The sequence below is a fragment of the Gleimia europaea ACS-120-V-Col10b genome (assembly GCF_000411155.1).
GTDB lineage: Bacteria > Actinomycetota > Actinomycetes > Actinomycetales > Actinomycetaceae > Gleimia > Gleimia europaea_B.
The window spans coordinates 125,610-139,793 of the sequence record NZ_KE150268.1 but is presented as its reverse complement, the minus strand read 5'-3'; the positions used below and the strand labels follow the sequence as shown (position 1 = coordinate 139,793).

General features: G+C 55.2%; 9 protein-coding genes and 3 rRNA genes. 3 read left to right on the top strand and 9 right to left on the bottom strand.

Annotated features, from left to right (window positions below; genetic code table 11):
• Positions 1-4 precede the first annotated feature (4 nt).
• From rrf to tyrS, 5 genes are all read right to left on the bottom strand, one after another.
• Positions 5-123 (bottom strand): 5S ribosomal RNA (rrf, locus tag HMPREF9238_RS08475).
• Positions 124-295: 172 nt separating this feature from the next.
• Positions 296-3,421: ribosomal RNA gene (locus tag HMPREF9238_RS08470) — 23S ribosomal RNA — on the bottom strand.
• A gap of 45 nt (positions 3,422-3,466) precedes the next feature.
• Positions 3,467-3,685 (bottom strand): hypothetical protein, encoded by a 219-nt coding sequence (locus HMPREF9238_RS09105; protein WP_232217618.1) that lies wholly within the window; start codon positions 3,683-3,685, stop codon positions 3,467-3,469.
• A gap of 95 nt (positions 3,686-3,780) precedes the next feature.
• Positions 3,781-5,319, bottom strand: a 16S ribosomal RNA gene (locus HMPREF9238_RS08465).
• The 16S, 23S and 5S rRNA genes sit together here, the layout of an rRNA operon.
• Positions 5,320-5,755: 436 nt before the next feature.
• A complete protein-coding gene (gene tyrS, locus HMPREF9238_RS08455) occupies positions 5,756-7,021 on the bottom strand; it encodes a tyrosine--tRNA ligase (RefSeq protein WP_016445042.1) in 1,266 nt (421 codons plus the stop codon).
• 94 nt (positions 7,022-7,115) lie between these two features.
• Between tyrS and HMPREF9238_RS08450 the strand changes: the two genes are divergently transcribed.
• The 3 genes from HMPREF9238_RS08450 (at position 7,116) to HMPREF9238_RS08440 (ending at position 9,729) form a co-directional block, all read left to right on the top strand.
• Positions 7,116-7,646: a transcription repressor NadR gene (locus HMPREF9238_RS08450; protein ID WP_016445041.1), complete on the top strand. Its 531-nt coding sequence runs from the start codon at positions 7,116-7,118 to the stop codon at positions 7,644-7,646.
• 78 nt (positions 7,647-7,724) lie between these two features.
• Positions 7,725-8,795 carry a PTS sugar transporter subunit IIC gene (locus HMPREF9238_RS08445; protein ID WP_016445040.1) on the top strand — a complete coding sequence of 357 codons (1,071 nt, stop codon included), beginning with the start codon at positions 7,725-7,727 and terminating at the stop codon, positions 8,793-8,795.
• A gap of 34 nt (positions 8,796-8,829) precedes the next feature.
• A complete protein-coding gene (locus HMPREF9238_RS08440; RefSeq protein WP_040316898.1) occupies positions 8,830-9,729 on the top strand; it encodes a TIGR01777 family oxidoreductase in 900 nt (299 codons plus the stop codon).
• Positions 9,730-9,788: 59 nt separating this feature from the next.
• Here the strand turns inward: HMPREF9238_RS08440 and argH are convergent, their stop codons facing one another.
• The 4 genes from argH to HMPREF9238_RS08420 are packed head-to-tail and all read right to left on the bottom strand — an operon-like array spanning position 9,789 to position 14,183.
• Positions 9,789-11,201 (bottom strand): argininosuccinate lyase, encoded by a 1,413-nt coding sequence (gene argH, locus HMPREF9238_RS08435; RefSeq protein WP_016445038.1) that lies wholly within the window; start codon positions 11,199-11,201, stop codon positions 9,789-9,791.
• Between the two features lie 5 nt (positions 11,202-11,206).
• A complete protein-coding gene (locus tag HMPREF9238_RS08430) occupies positions 11,207-12,439 on the bottom strand; it encodes an argininosuccinate synthase (protein WP_016445037.1) in 1,233 nt (410 codons plus the stop codon).
• Entirely contained in the window at positions 12,436-12,981 is a 546-nt protein-coding gene (locus HMPREF9238_RS08425; RefSeq protein ID WP_016445036.1) for an arginine repressor, read from the bottom strand. The genes HMPREF9238_RS08430 and HMPREF9238_RS08425 overlap by 4 nt, the downstream gene beginning before the upstream one ends.
• Entirely contained in the window at positions 12,978-14,183 is a 1,206-nt protein-coding gene (locus tag HMPREF9238_RS08420) for an acetylornithine transaminase (protein ID WP_016445035.1), read from the bottom strand. Before HMPREF9238_RS08420 ends, HMPREF9238_RS08425 begins: the two co-directional genes overlap by 4 nt.
• Position 14,184 lies beyond the last annotated feature (1 nt).

The following is a 14,184-nucleotide window of genomic DNA, read 5'->3' as shown; positions in this document are numbered from 1 at the left end:
GTGGTTGCGGTGGTTTCCTACTCTCCCACACCCTACCAGGTGCAGTACCATCGGCGTTCACGGGCTTAGCTTCCAGGTTCGGTATGGAATACTGGGCGTTTCCCCGTGGCTATGACCACCGCAAAAATATCAGCCAACACGAACAGCCCCCCTTTGTTTACAGGCCGCATGGCCTGCGCGGGCTTGTCCCACACGCTTCAGTGGTAACAACCACGATCACGCGTGTGTGGGTTGGTGGTGGTTTGCATAGTAGTTACGAGCAAACAGGATTCCTGTTTGTCATTGTTGTAATGGTTGTTTTTAGTTGTTGACTATTAGTACCAGTAAGCTAAACACGTTACCATGCTTACACCCCTGGCCTATCAACCCAATCATCTATTGGGAGTCTCTCCCCCACAAGAGGGGGTTGGAAACCTTGTCTTGAAGCAGGCTTCCCGCTTAGATGCTTTCAGCGGTTATCCTTCCCAAGCGTAGCTAACCAGCCATGCACCTGGCGGTACAACTGGCACACCAGAGGCTTGTCCGTCCCGGTCCTCTCGTACTAGGGACAGGCCTTCTCAAGTTTCCTACGCGCGCAGCGGATAGGGACCGAACTGTCTCACGACGTTCTAAACCCAGCTCGCGTACCGCTTTAATGGGCGAACAGCCCAACCCTTGGGACCGACTCCAGCCCCAGGATGCGACGAGCCGACATCGAGGTGCCAAACCATGCCGTCGATATGGACTCTTGGGCAAGATCAGCCTGTTATCCCCGGGGTACCTTTTATCCGTTGAGCGACCGCGTTTCCACAAACCACGGCCGGATCACTAGTTCCTGCTTTCGCACCTGCTCCACCCGTCAGTGTCACAGTCAAGCCTTCTTCTACACTTACACTCAACACCTGATTACCAACCAGGCTGAGAAGACCTTTGAGCGCCTCCGTTACCATTTAGGAGGCAACCGCCCCAGTTAAACTACCCACCAGGCACTGTCCCCAATCCGGATCACGGACCAAGGTTAGATAACCGTTTATATCAGAGTGGTATTTCAACAACGACTCCACCACCACTAGCGTGAAGGTTTCACAGTCTCCCACCTATCCTACACAAACACAACCGGCTACCAATACCAAGCTATAGTAAAGGTCCCGGGGTCTTTCCGTCCTGCTGCGCGAAACGAGCATCTTTACTCGTAATGCAATTTCACCGAGTTCATGGTCGAGACAGCGAAGAAGTCGTTACGCCATTCGTGCAGGTCGGAACTTACCCGACAAGGAATTTCGCTACCTTAGGATGGTTATAGTTACCACCGCCGTTTACTGGGGCTTAACTTCAAACCTTCACCCCACAAAAGAGGGGTTGAGCCTTCCGCTTAACCTTCCAGCACCGGGCAGGCGTCAGTGCGTATACATCGCCTTGCAGCTTCGCACACACCTATGTTTTTAGTAAACAGTCGCTTCTTCCAAATCACTGCGACCACACCCAAACAAAAAATACCAGAAACAGTAATGTCCGGGCCTGGTCCCCCTTATCCCGAAGTTACGGGGGCATTTTGCCGAGTTCCTTAACCATGATTCACTCGCACGCCTTAGTATACTCTACCTAACTACCTGAGTCGGTTTAGGGTACGGGCGGTCCTTTCTCTAACGTCGAGGCTTTTCTAGACAGCACAGGCACACCAATAACCACCACAAAACGTGGCAGTCCCATCAGCCCTCACCCTCATCATTTAAGACAGCACACCGGATTTACCTAGCATGCAGGCCACAACCTTAGACTGGCACAACCACCGGCCAGCATCAGCTACCCTACTGCGTCACCCCTGTTAACACGCTTGCCTACCCAAGAAGGGACCCCAAGACCACTAAGAGGCAAAACCCGAAGGAATCACCCCCATCACGGCGTTGGTTAGCACAACTTTGTCAGCACTGGACAAGAAAAAACCGGTACCAGAATATCAACTGGTCATCCATCGACTACGCCTGTCGGCCTCGCCTTAGGACCCGACTAACCCAGGGCGGATAAACCTTGCCCTGGAACCCTTAGTCAATCGGCGCGTGGGATTCTCACCCACCACTCGCTACTCATGCCTGCATTCTCACTCCCAACCAGTCCACAAACCCTCACAGGCCTGCTTCACCCCAGTCAGGACGCTCCCCTACCCAAAAAACAAAAACATTTTCTGCCACGGTTTCGGCGGTGTGCTTAAGCCCCGCTACATTGTCGGCGCGGAATCACTTGACCAGTGAGCTATTACGCACTCTTTCAAGGATGGCTGCTTCTAAGCCAACCTCCTGGTTGTCTATGCAACTCCACATCCTTTCCCACTCAGCACACCCTTAGGGGCCTTAACCGATGATCTGGGCTGTTTCCCTCTCGACTACGAAGCTTATCCCCCGCAGTCTCACTGCCTTGCAATTATCAATGGCATTCGGAGTTTAGCTGACGTCAGTAACCAAAACGGCCCATCAACCAACCAGTAGCTCTACCACCACAACAACACACGCAAGACGCTGCACCTAAATGCATTTCGGGGAGAACCAGCTATCACGGAGTTTGATTAGCCTTTCACCCCTACCCACAACTCATCCCCCCAGTTTTCAACCTAGGTGGGTACGGCCCTCCACGACCCTTTACAATCGCTTCAACCTGGCCATGGGTAGATCACCCCGCTTCGGGTCTAGAACACGCGACTGGGCGCCATTTTAAGACTCGCTTTCGCTACGACTACCCCACAAAGGGTTAACCTCGCCACGCATCACTAACTCGCAGGCTCATTTTTCAATAGGCACGCCATCACCACAACCCAAAAAAGGGCCGACCGGCTCTGACGGCTTAAAAGCGCTTGGTTTCAGGCACTATTTCACTCCCCTCCCGGGGTACTTTTCACCATTCCCTCACGGTACTACTACACTATCGGTCACCTAGAAGTATTCAGGCTTACCCAGTGGTCTGGGCAGATTCACAGCAGATTCCACGAGCCCGCTGCTACTTGGGAACACACTCAAGCAGAGTTGCATGAACCACCTACACGACTATCACGCCCTACGGTCAACCATCCCAGACTGTTCAGCTCCACACAACCATTTATAACTACCCCCACCCCCGGCAGAGAATGGAAAAACACGCCCCAACAACCCCACATGCGCAACAGCTGCCGCCTTGACACGCACACAGTTTAGCCATCATCCGCTTTCGCTCGCCACTACTCACAGAATATCTCTTCCTGCAGGTACTAAGATGTTTCACTTCCCCACGTTCCCCCCACCACCCTATACATTCAAGCAGTGGTAACAGGCCACAAAACCTGTCAGGTTACCCCATTCGGAAACCCCCGGATCAACGCTCGCTCGCCAACTCCCCAGGGAATATCGCAGGCCACAACGTCCTTCATCAGCTCTAGGCACCAAGGCATCCACCAAACGCCCACAAAAACTAAAAAACCCAACAAAACAAACAAAAAAGATGCTCGCAACCACTATACAAATCACCAACAACCCAACCACAACCACCAAACCACCACACACAAACCATCAACAAACAACAACTTGTGAAAACCAGTAGCAGCTAGTGGAAGAGCCAGACCAACAGTGTTAGCCATAAACCCGACAGCATGCCCCCAAACCAAACCAACACGAACCAGTGAAATTCGATTCAGAGTAAATTCTGTAATGCCCAAAACAATATTTTGTTCTTGTAAAAACAATCCAAAAAACTAAGGAACAAACCCACAGCAGGCCACAACCACAACTGGTTGCAACAAACCCACCACGAATCCTACTTAAAAAAGATAATCCTTAGAAAGGAGGTGATCCAGCCGCACCTTCCGGTACGGCTACCTTGTTACGACTTCGTCCCAATCGCCAATCCCACCTTCGACCACTCCCCCCACTTTCGTGGTTAGGCCACGGGCTTCGGGTGTTACCAACTTTCGTGACGTGACGGGCGGTGTGTACAAGACCCGAGAACGTATTCACCGCAGCGTTGCTGATCTGCGATTACTAGCGACTCCACCTTCACGCAGTCGAGTTGCAGACTACGATCCGAACTGAGAACAGCTTTAAGGGATTAGCTCCACCTCACAGTATCGCAACCCTCTGTACCATCCATTGTAGCATGCGTGAAGCCCAAGACATAAGGGGCATGATGATTTGACGTCATCCCCACCTTCCTCCGAGTTAACCCCGGCAGTCTCTCGAGAGTCCCCAACCAAATGCTGGCAACACGAGACAAGGGTTGCGCTCGTTGCGGGACTTAACCCAACATCTCACGACACGAGCTGACGACAACCATGCACCACCTGCACACCAGCCAAAAAAGCCAGCATATCTCTACACTGTACCGGCGCATGTCAAGCCTTGGTAAGGTTCTTCGCGTTGCATCGAATTAATCCGCATGCTCCGCCGCTTGTGCGGGTCCCCGTCAATTCCTTTGAGTTTTAGCCTTGCGGCCGTACTCCCCAGGCGGGACACTTAATGCGTTAGCTACGGCGCAGAAACCACACGGCCCCCACACCTAGTGCCCAACGTTTACAGCATGGACTACCAGGGTATCTAATCCTGTTCGCTCCCCACGCTTTCGCTCCTCAGTGTCAGTAACGGCCCAGAGACCCGCCTTCGCCACCGGTGTTCCTCCTGATATCTGCGCATTCCACCGCTACACCAGGAATTCCAGTCTCCCCTACCGCACTCAAGCCTGCCCGTACCCACCGCAAGCCCATGGTTAAGCCACAGGATTTCACGACAGACGCGACAAACCACCTACAAGCCCTTTACGCCCAATAAATCCGGACAACGCTAGTACCCTACGTATTACCGCGGCTGCTGGCACGTAGTTAGCCGGTACTTCTTTACCAGTTCAAATCAACCACACCCAAAGCATGGCCTTTCAACCCAGCGAAAGAGGTTCACAACCCGAAGGCCTCCATCCCTCACGCGGCGTCGCTGCATCAGGCTTGCGCCCATTGTGCAAAATCCCCCACTGCTGCCTCCCGTAGGAGTCTGGGCCGTATCTCAGTCCCAGTGTGACCGCCCACCCTCTCAGGCCGGCTACCCGTCACCGCCTTGGTAGGCCATCACCCCACCAACAAGCTGATAGGCCGCGAGCCCATCCCCCACCAGACCAAACCATTTCCCACCAAAGCCATGCGACCAAAGCGGAATATCCTGTATTAGCCACACTTTCATGCGGTTATCCAAAAGAAGGGGGCAGGTTACTCACGTGTTACTCACCCGTTCGCCACTCTCACCAAAAACAAAAAGCCCTTGGATCCCGTTCGACTTGCATGTGTTAAGCACGCCGCCAGCGTTCGTCCTGAGCCAGGATCAAACTCTCCAAACAAAAACAAAACAAAGAGAAAACCAGAACCAACCAAAAAAGCCAGCCCCAGCGACCCCAACCAAAAAACAAAAACAAAACAAAAAAGGACAAAACAAAAAACACACTATCGAGTTCACAAACAACACCCACACACACTCATCCCACGAAAGCATCGTTGGGAAAGAAGTGAGGTGTAACGCCGTTTCTGAGTTTTCACTGCCTGAAACAGCTTCTCTAGCCTACCAGGTTGTAATCATTTGTCAATATCTCTGACTCGAATCACATTTCCTATAAGCAGATTGCTTGACTTTCGGACTTTGTCGTCTGTCTCGCAACGAGTTCCAACTCTACACACCTGCATTCACTCGGTCAAACCGACCTGCGGTGACTCCGACCACACATGCAGTTTTAGCCCGCATTGTGGGGCAAAACAATTCCGGCCACGAGGTCTGTATCTTTACTGCACGGGACGCACCACTGCCAGATTGCGCCTGCCCTTACGGATCAAAACGGTTCCATCTGCCAAGGCGTCCTCGCCGCTAATAATCAGGTCTTCGTTTTCGACGCGCTCATTGTTTAGGTACGCCCCGCCCGAAGCGACAGTTGTGCGCGCCGCCCGCTTCCCCTTCTCTAAACCTGCCGCGACCAGTGCGTCTACGATCGTTGCCTCACCGAACACGATCTTGCCGGAGGGCAACTCTGCGGTGGCCGCAGACAAGGTAGCTGGATCGATCTTCTTCAAATCGCCACCTCCCCACAGGGCATCGGTGGCCTCGAGAACACGCTGCAGAGTTTCCTCACCGTGCACCAGCTTGGTTACTTCCGCCGCAAGAGTCTTTTGCGCCTCGCGCTTATATGGAGCGTCTGCAACTGTCTTTTCAAGACGCTCAATCTCCGGACGATCCAAGAATGTGAACACCTTTAAGAAACGCACCACATCTGCATCATCCACATTCAGCCAGAACTGGTAGAACGCGTACGGCGACAACATGTCGGGATTCAGCCAGACGGCGCCGCCCTCCGACTTGCCGAACTTTGTCCCGTCCGCCTTCGTGATAAGAGGCGTGGTCATCACACTGACCTCAACGTCCTCCACCTTGCGAATCAAGTCGAGGCCCCCAACCAGGTTGCCCCACTGATCATCGCCGCCGGTCTCAAGCGTGCAACCGTAGCGACGGTAAAGCTCCAGGTAGTCATTAGCCTGGAGGATCTGGTAGGAGAACTCCGTGTAGGAAATGCCTTCCTTAGAGCTCAGACGCCGGGCAACCGAGTCTTTGGAGAGCATCGTTCCCATCCGGAAGAACTTGCCCAGATCGCGCAACAAATCAATCGCGGACAGCTCGGACGTCCATTCCAAGTTATTCACCATCAGCGCAGCATTCTCGCCCTCAAAATCAAGGAAACGCGAAATCTGCTCCTTCAAGCTCTCCACCCAGCCTGCAACAACCTCTCGGGGCTGCAAAGTGCGCTCGCCTGACATGCGCGGATCGCCAATCAGACCAGTTGCGCCGCCAACCAAAGCCAAAGGACGGTGCCCGGCAAGCTGCAGGTGACGCATCAAGATCAACTGAACCAAGTGTCCGTGGTGTAGCGAAGGCGCCGTTGGATCAAAACCACAATAGAAAGTGACCGGCCCCGAAGACAGTTCCTTACGCAACTTATCCAGATCGGTGTGCTGGCGGATGAGGCCACGCCACTGCAGATCATCAATTAGATCGGCCACTTCTATTCCTTCCAAATAACAACAAATTCCGATGGCATTCTAAGCCACCGGTGCAATTTTTCACTATTTTGAGTCTTTTGGCTAACGTGTTCCTATGGTGAGAAACGGGAGCCGCGCCGGCAATAATGACAGGCGGACCGCGATTTTAAGCAAGTTGGAGAGTTCGCGCACCCCCATTTCCGCCACCAAATTGGGAGACTGGCTTGGAGTTACGCGACAAGTCATTGTCAAAGACGTCGCCCTCCTGCGAGCCGAAGGTATTCCCATTCTTTCCACTAACCGCGGGTACATATTAAATCGTCCGATCCAACTACCTCGACGCGAGTTCTGGGTTCGCCACGACTACCTCGCAACTAAAACTGAACTGGAGATCATCGTTGAGCACGGCGGACGCATCCTCGATGTCAAAATCGATCACCCGCAATATGGGGAAATCAGCGCCGATCTAAACGTGGTATCACCCAAGAGCTTGAAAAGCTTCCTGGAAAGCTTTGAACGGCACCAACGCCTCTCTCGACTCACTGACGGCTACCACAAGCACACGGTCGAAGCCGATAACGAAGAAACACTCGACGCGATTGAGGCGGCGTTAGGTGAACACGGCTTCCTGTCCGAGCCCAAGTAATAATCCGAATTTGGGATAACCCAACGCTCTGATAACGTCTACCTGAGTGTATATACAGTAACGCTTTGGAGATGCGCGATGAAAATCCCACACAGGGTGAAAACCTCGGCAAATCGGTTCTTTATTGACGGCCTAACCGGCATGGCACACGGCCTATTTGCCACCCTAATCATTGGCACGATCATGGTTTCAGTAGGGAACCTACTACCCGACGCCATTGGAAAACCGCTAGTGCTGATGGGGTCCATCGCCTCGGTTCTCACCGGGGCGGGCATCGGCATCGGTGTGGCACACCGCCTCGAAGCTAGCACCTACGTACTCGCCGGTACCGGAGTTGCCGGCATGGTTGGTGCACACGCAGGCAAAATCCTCGACGCCGGCGTAGTGGACGGCCTTACCATGCAGCTGATTGGGCCCGGAGAGCCCCTCGGCGCGTTCCTCGCCTCATTCGTCGCCGTCGAAATCGGCCGGGCCGTATCAGGTAAAACCCCCATCGACATCCTCGTCACACCATTTGTGACAATCGTTTCCGGATCCGCGCTTGGCCTCCTCATTGGTCCGCCCATCTCGGCCATGATGCTCCGCCTGGGCGACATCATCAACTGGGGCACCATGCACCGCCCATTCACCATGGGAATCATCGTCTCGGTAGTCATGGGCATCATCCTTACCCTGCCCATCTCGTCGGCTGCACTGTCGATCATTCTTGGCCTATCCGGGCTAGCAGCCGGCGCCGCAACCGTTGGAACTTCCGTGCAAATGGTTGGCTTCGCCGTGGCCTCCTACCGAGAGAACAAGGTGCCCGGCCTCATCGCGCAAGGACTTGGAACATCCATGCTGCAAGTTCCCAACATCTTGCGCCATCCCCAAATCTGGATTCCCCCAATCCTCACCTCCGCGATCCTTGGCCCCCTTGCCACGACCGTCTTCCACATGGAGAGCAACGCTGCCGGCGCAGGCATGGGCACATCCGGCCTCGTCGGCCAAATCATGACGTGGACCGTCATGTCCGAAACCACAAATCCGGCAACACTTTTGGCGCTCATCGTTGGGCTTCACTTTGTTGCTCCTGCACTGCTCACGCTAGGTTTTTCTGAGATCATGCGTAAACGAGGATGGATCAAACCTGGCCAAATGAAGCTACCTTAATGCGTTCGGCGGCGGCCAAGTGTAACAATGAAGCATGCGTAAAAGGATTTTCATAGGCGGCGCGAGCGGTTTCGTGGGCACCGCGCTACAAAATGAATTAAACAAGAGCGACTGGGAAATCATTCGCCTCACGCGTAGCGAGCCGAGGCCCGGCGAGGCACAATGGCACCCCGACGCCTACGACATCGACCCGCAGAATCTGGCCGGCGCCCACGCGGTAGTTTGCCTGAACGGCGCGCCTCTTGCGCGCTGGCCCTGGACCCACGCGTACAAGCACGAGATGGTGAACTCAAGGCTGAAATCAGTCAAGACTTTGGCCGATGCCATTAACGCGCTACCAGAATCTGAACGGCCGGAAACATTCCTCACCGGCTCTGCAGTTGGTTACTACGGATCGCGCGACAACGAAGTACTGGAAGAAAACTCCGCACCGGCAAACGACTTTTTGGGTGGATTGTGCCAAGTGTGGGAACGCGAATCGCGCCAGGCAAAAGTGACCCGCGTGGTGAACATCCGCACCGGCCTGGTTCTTGAAGACGGAGGCGGTATTCTCCACGCCCTCGAACCCCTATTCAAAACATTCCTTGGCGGACGCCTGGGAGACGGACGGCAATGGATGCCCACCATTTCACTACGCGACCACGTGCGTGCCATGCGCTTCCTACTGGACAATCCGCAACTAGAGGGCGCCTTTAACCTGACCGGACCCAATCCGTGCACGAATGAAGAATTCACCGTTGCAGTAGCTACCCACTACCGTCGCATTCCCGGACCGCCCGTACCCGCGTCTGTGCTGCGTATGGTACTTGGGGACATGTCTGTGCTTGCCACTTCTTCCCAATACGCCGTACCCACAAAACTGTTTGAAGCAGGCTTCATATTTAAAGACGAAACCTTGCAGCAACAACTAAAGAGTGCCACTTCCAACAGGTAGAGCTAAAGGGGTGGATCAGCGGCAACGCCGCCGATCCACCCCACACTTCTACAATGACGCTAGCTGGCTAGATCTTGCCGAAGTTGTAGAACCTTTTGTTCCAGCTCAGCCCTTTGCTCGCGCACTCGGATTGGAGCCGTGCCTCCCCTACCCGCCCGCGCTGCAACTGAGCCCTGCGCGGACAGCACACCCCGAACATCAGCTGTCAAAGCCTCATGAATCCCGGCGAACTCTTCATCTGAAAGCTCCCACAGCTCTCGGTTAGTCGAATCTGCAAGTGCGACGCAACGCCCCGAAATCTCATGCGCATCGCGGAACGGCACGCCCTTTTTGACTAGCCACTCGGCAATATCCGTTGCCAGTGAGAAACCGCGCGGAGCCAGGTACTCCATACGCTCAGTATGCAATGTCATCGTTTGGATCATTCCGGTCATTGCTGGCAGGAGAACATCGAGTGTGTCGATCTGATCGAAAACCGGCTCTTTGTCTTCTTGCAAGTCGCGGTCATAAGCGAGGGGAAGCCCCTTTAAAACGGTCATTAGACCCGTTAGATCACCAATCATCCGGCCCGACTTGCCGCGCGCCAGCTCAGCAATATCCGGATTCTTCTTTTGCGGCATGATTGACGATCCCGTTGAAAACGAATCGTCAAGGGTCACATACCCGAACTCGACCGTGTTCCAAATGATGATTTCTTCCGCCAAACGCGACAGATTCACGCCGATCATCGCCGCGATGAATGAGAACTCCGCAGCTACGTCACGCGCAGACGTGGCGTCGATAGAATTCTCACACACCGCATCAAAACCGAGTTCCGCAGCTATGTTGCTCGGCTCCATCCCCAGCGTATTACCCGCGAGCGCACCCGCACCGTACGGAGACTTTGCCGCGCGTCTATCCCAGTCGGCAAGCCGCTCCAAGTCTCGGACCAGCGGCCACGCGTGCGCCATCAAATGATGAGCAACAAGGACAGGCTGGGCATGCTGCATGTGGGTACGCCCCGGCATGATCGCCTCACCTGCCTCGCTCGCCTGATACAAAATAGCGTCCACGAGGTCTAGGACCCGCCCCGCCAGATGTTTGGCCTCGTCACGCAAGTACATGCGGATGAGCGTGGCGATCTGGTCATTACGGGAACGTCCCGCCCGCAACTTGCCTCCCAGCTCATTACCGGCGCGTTCGAGGAGGCCCCGCTCAAGTGCGGTATGCACATCCTCATCACCGGGTTGTGGAGCGAACCGCCCGCTCACCACGTCCTCGTCCAGGGACGAAAGTGCGGCAAGCATGGCATCAAGCTCTTGTGCGGTGAGCAGGCCAACTCGGCTAAGCTCCCTCGCGTGTGCCTTCGAGCCGGCAATATCTACTCTGGCTAGGCGCCAATCAAAATGAGTAGAAACCGAAAGCGCATCTAACGCCTGCGCGGGAGCGCCAGTGAACCTACCGCCCCAAAGGCTAACGTTTTTGCTTGCCATATCTCCTACTTAGTTGCTTCGAACGCGTCACCGTGCCGGAAACGAACGTCGCGAGCGGCAGCGAGCTTGGAGCTAAGACCGTAGATCTCAATGAATCCGCGCGCGTGCGACTGGTCAAACGTGTCACCCGTTTCGTACGTGGCCAGGTTGAAGTCATATAGCGAGGTGTCGGACTTGCGTCCCGTTACCGTCACGCGGCCACCGTGCAGGACGATGCGAACATCGCCAGACACGTAGCCTTGTGTGTGATCGATGAAAGCATCGAGCGATTGCTTGAGCGGTGAGAACCACTGTGCCTCGTAAACGAGTTCACCCCAGCGCAAATCCACGCGGCGCTTATAACGGTGCTGCTCACGCTCAAGAGTCACATTCTCCAGTTCCTGGTGCGCCTTAATCAGCGTAACTGCGCCCGGAGCCTCGTAAATTTCGCGCGACTTGATACCCACCATGCGGTCTTCAACGATGTCGATACGGCCAACGCCCTGAGCACCGGCGCGTGCGTTGAGCTCTTGGATAATCTGTAGAGGCGTGAGCTTTCGGCCATCAATCGCCACGGGAATACCCTTTTCAAACGTGAGAATAAGCTCGTCTGGAAGCGGCGGATACGTGGGGTCATCCGTGTAGGAATAGACGTCCTTAGTGGGCGCATTCCACAGATCTTCAAGGAACCCCGTTTCAATGGCGCGGCCCCAAACGTTCTGGTCGATGGAGAAAGGGTTCGACTTGGTAGTTTCAATGGGCAACTTGTGCTTGTTGGCGTAGTCAATAGCCACGTCGCGAGTAAGAGCGAGGTCACGAACCGGAGCAATACAATCCAAATCCGGCGCAATCGAAGTGAACGACACCTCGAACCGAACCTGGTCATTACCCTTACCCGTACACCCGTGCGCCATGGTGGTAGCACCAAATTCGCGGGCGGCCTTCACGAGGTGCCGCGAAATCAGCGGGCGCGAAAGCGCGGAGACCAGCGGGTATTCGCCCTGATAGAGGCCGTTGGCCTTAAGTGCCGGCATGCAGTAGTCGTTAGCGAACTCGTCACGCGCATCCGCCACGTAGGCCTCAACCGCTCCGCAGTCGAGGGCGCGCTGGCGAATCACCTCAAGGTCTTCGCCTCCCTGCCCCACGTCAACGGCAACAGCAATAACTTCCGCGCCCGTACGCTCCCCGATCCAACCGATCGCCACAGAGGTATCTAGACCGCCTGAGTAGGCAAGAACAATCCGGTTTTTCTTACTCATTTGTTTTCTTCTTTCTGTAGCTCTTGGCTGGAAGTTTTAACGCCTTCCGCATATTTAAGTAACTTGTCGCAGTACGCTTGCGCAGCCTCGTCCGATACGCATACGACGATAATCGTGTCATCTCCCGCAACGGATCCAAGGACCGTTTCATCCCTTGAAAAGTCAATAGCCGAACCCAGGAGGTTCGCCGCACCCGCCGGGGTGCGAAGCACCACCAGATTGTTTGCCGTGGCGCCTCCTACCAACAGATCCTGGGACCAGCGTTGCAGTTTCTGCTCTGCCCCTTCCTCGCCCCATTCCACCGGCCGCTCCGGATTTGCAAGTGCGTAAACCTGGCGCCCATCAACACCACGAACCTTAGTTGCCCGCACTTCCAACAGGTCGCGTGAAAGCGTTGCTTGGGCAACAAAAATACCCAACTCTTCTAGCGCTTCACGCAGATCCGATTGAGACGCTATCTGCTGAGTTGCGAGGATCTGCTCGATCGCCGCGTGCCGCCCAGCCTTCGAGGCTGGCATGCGGGTGTTATCCGAATCTTTCACAGCTCTCCTTCGCTATAGCTCTTTGCAATAATGCCGGGCAAGGCCGCCGTGAACGCATCCGCCTGCTCCCCGGTAAGTATCAGTGGTGGCGCTAACCGGATGGTTGTGGGATTGGCCGCGTTAATGATAAACCCGCTTTCTTGCGCCACCTTAACAGCCATGCCGGCACGCGGTTCATCAAGCTCAATACCGATCAGCAAGCCGCGACCTCGAACCTGTTTGATATGCGGATTGTCGAGGGCGCGGATACGTTGCATCCACTGCTCCCCCAAGGTTCGTGCGCGTTCGAGGAGGCCATCAGACTTGATTGTATGGATAACGGCGAGGGCGGCGGCAGCAGCAACCGGGTTACCTCCGAACGTGGTTCCGTGCATACCCGGCTTCAAGACCGCAGTTGCAACGGGCGACAAAGTGATGGTCGCACCGATGGGAACTCCCCCACCCAGCGCCTTCGCCAACGTTATAACGTCTGGAACCATCCCACTTCCGTGATGCGCCATCCACTTGCCAGTGCGTCCCATACCGGTTTGTACTTCGTCCGCAACGAGGAGCGCCCCTTGCTCGTCACACAGCGCACGCGCTCGAGCTAAGAAATCCTGCGGAACCTCAATCACGCCTGCCTCGCCTTGAATCGGCTCGACAAAAATACCCGCAACATCGCCCAGCGCGAACGCATCTTCCAAAGCGGCGCGGGTAGGCTCAATCCACTCGACGTTCGAAATGAGGGGCGCAAAAGGCTCCCGATAAGCTGCCTTATGCGTGAGAGATAGCGCCCCAAGCGAGCGACCGTGGAACGCGTTTGTGAGCGCAAGAATGCGGTGCTTGCCCGTAGCGTTACCGTGTGCTTTCACGATTTTTAAGGCAGCCTCGTTCGCTTCTGTTCCCGAGTTAGAAAGAAATACCTTGGCGTGGGCGCCTCCCCTCACGATCTCGCGCAGCGCTTCACCCAGCTGGATCTGCGGCGTCGTGGCGAAGAAATTCGAGGCGTGCACCAGTGTACGCACCTGCTTTTCAACCGCCTGCACGATAGCCGGGTGAGCATGGCCGAGCGCGTTCACCGCGATGCCTCCAAGCAAATCCATGTACTTGTTGCCATCTGTGTCTTCCACGTATACGCCTTCGCCGCAGGCCAACACCAGGGACGGCGCCCCAAACACTCCGAGCATCGAATCCTCGTAGCGGGCAAGCCAGTTCGATTCCACC

What these genes read in the sequence shown, in the direction of transcription:
- HMPREF9238_RS08450 (WP_016445041.1), top strand. Translation starts at nt 7,116, where the DNA reads ATGGTGAGAAACGGGAGCCGCGCCGGCAATAATGACAGGCGGACCGCG.
- HMPREF9238_RS08445 (WP_016445040.1), top strand. Translation starts at nt 7,725, where the DNA reads ATGAAAATCCCACACAGGGTGAAAACCTCGGCAAATCGGTTCTTTATT.
- HMPREF9238_RS08440 (WP_040316898.1), top strand. Translation starts at nt 8,830, where the DNA reads ATGCGTAAAAGGATTTTCATAGGCGGCGCGAGCGGTTTCGTGGGCACC.
- argH (WP_016445038.1), bottom strand. Translation starts at nt 11,201, where the DNA reads ATGGCAAGCAAAAACGTTAGCCTTTGGGGCGGTAGGTTCACTGGCGCT.
- HMPREF9238_RS08430 (WP_016445037.1), bottom strand. Translation starts at nt 12,439, where the DNA reads ATGAGTAAGAAAAACCGGATTGTTCTTGCCTACTCAGGCGGTCTAGAT.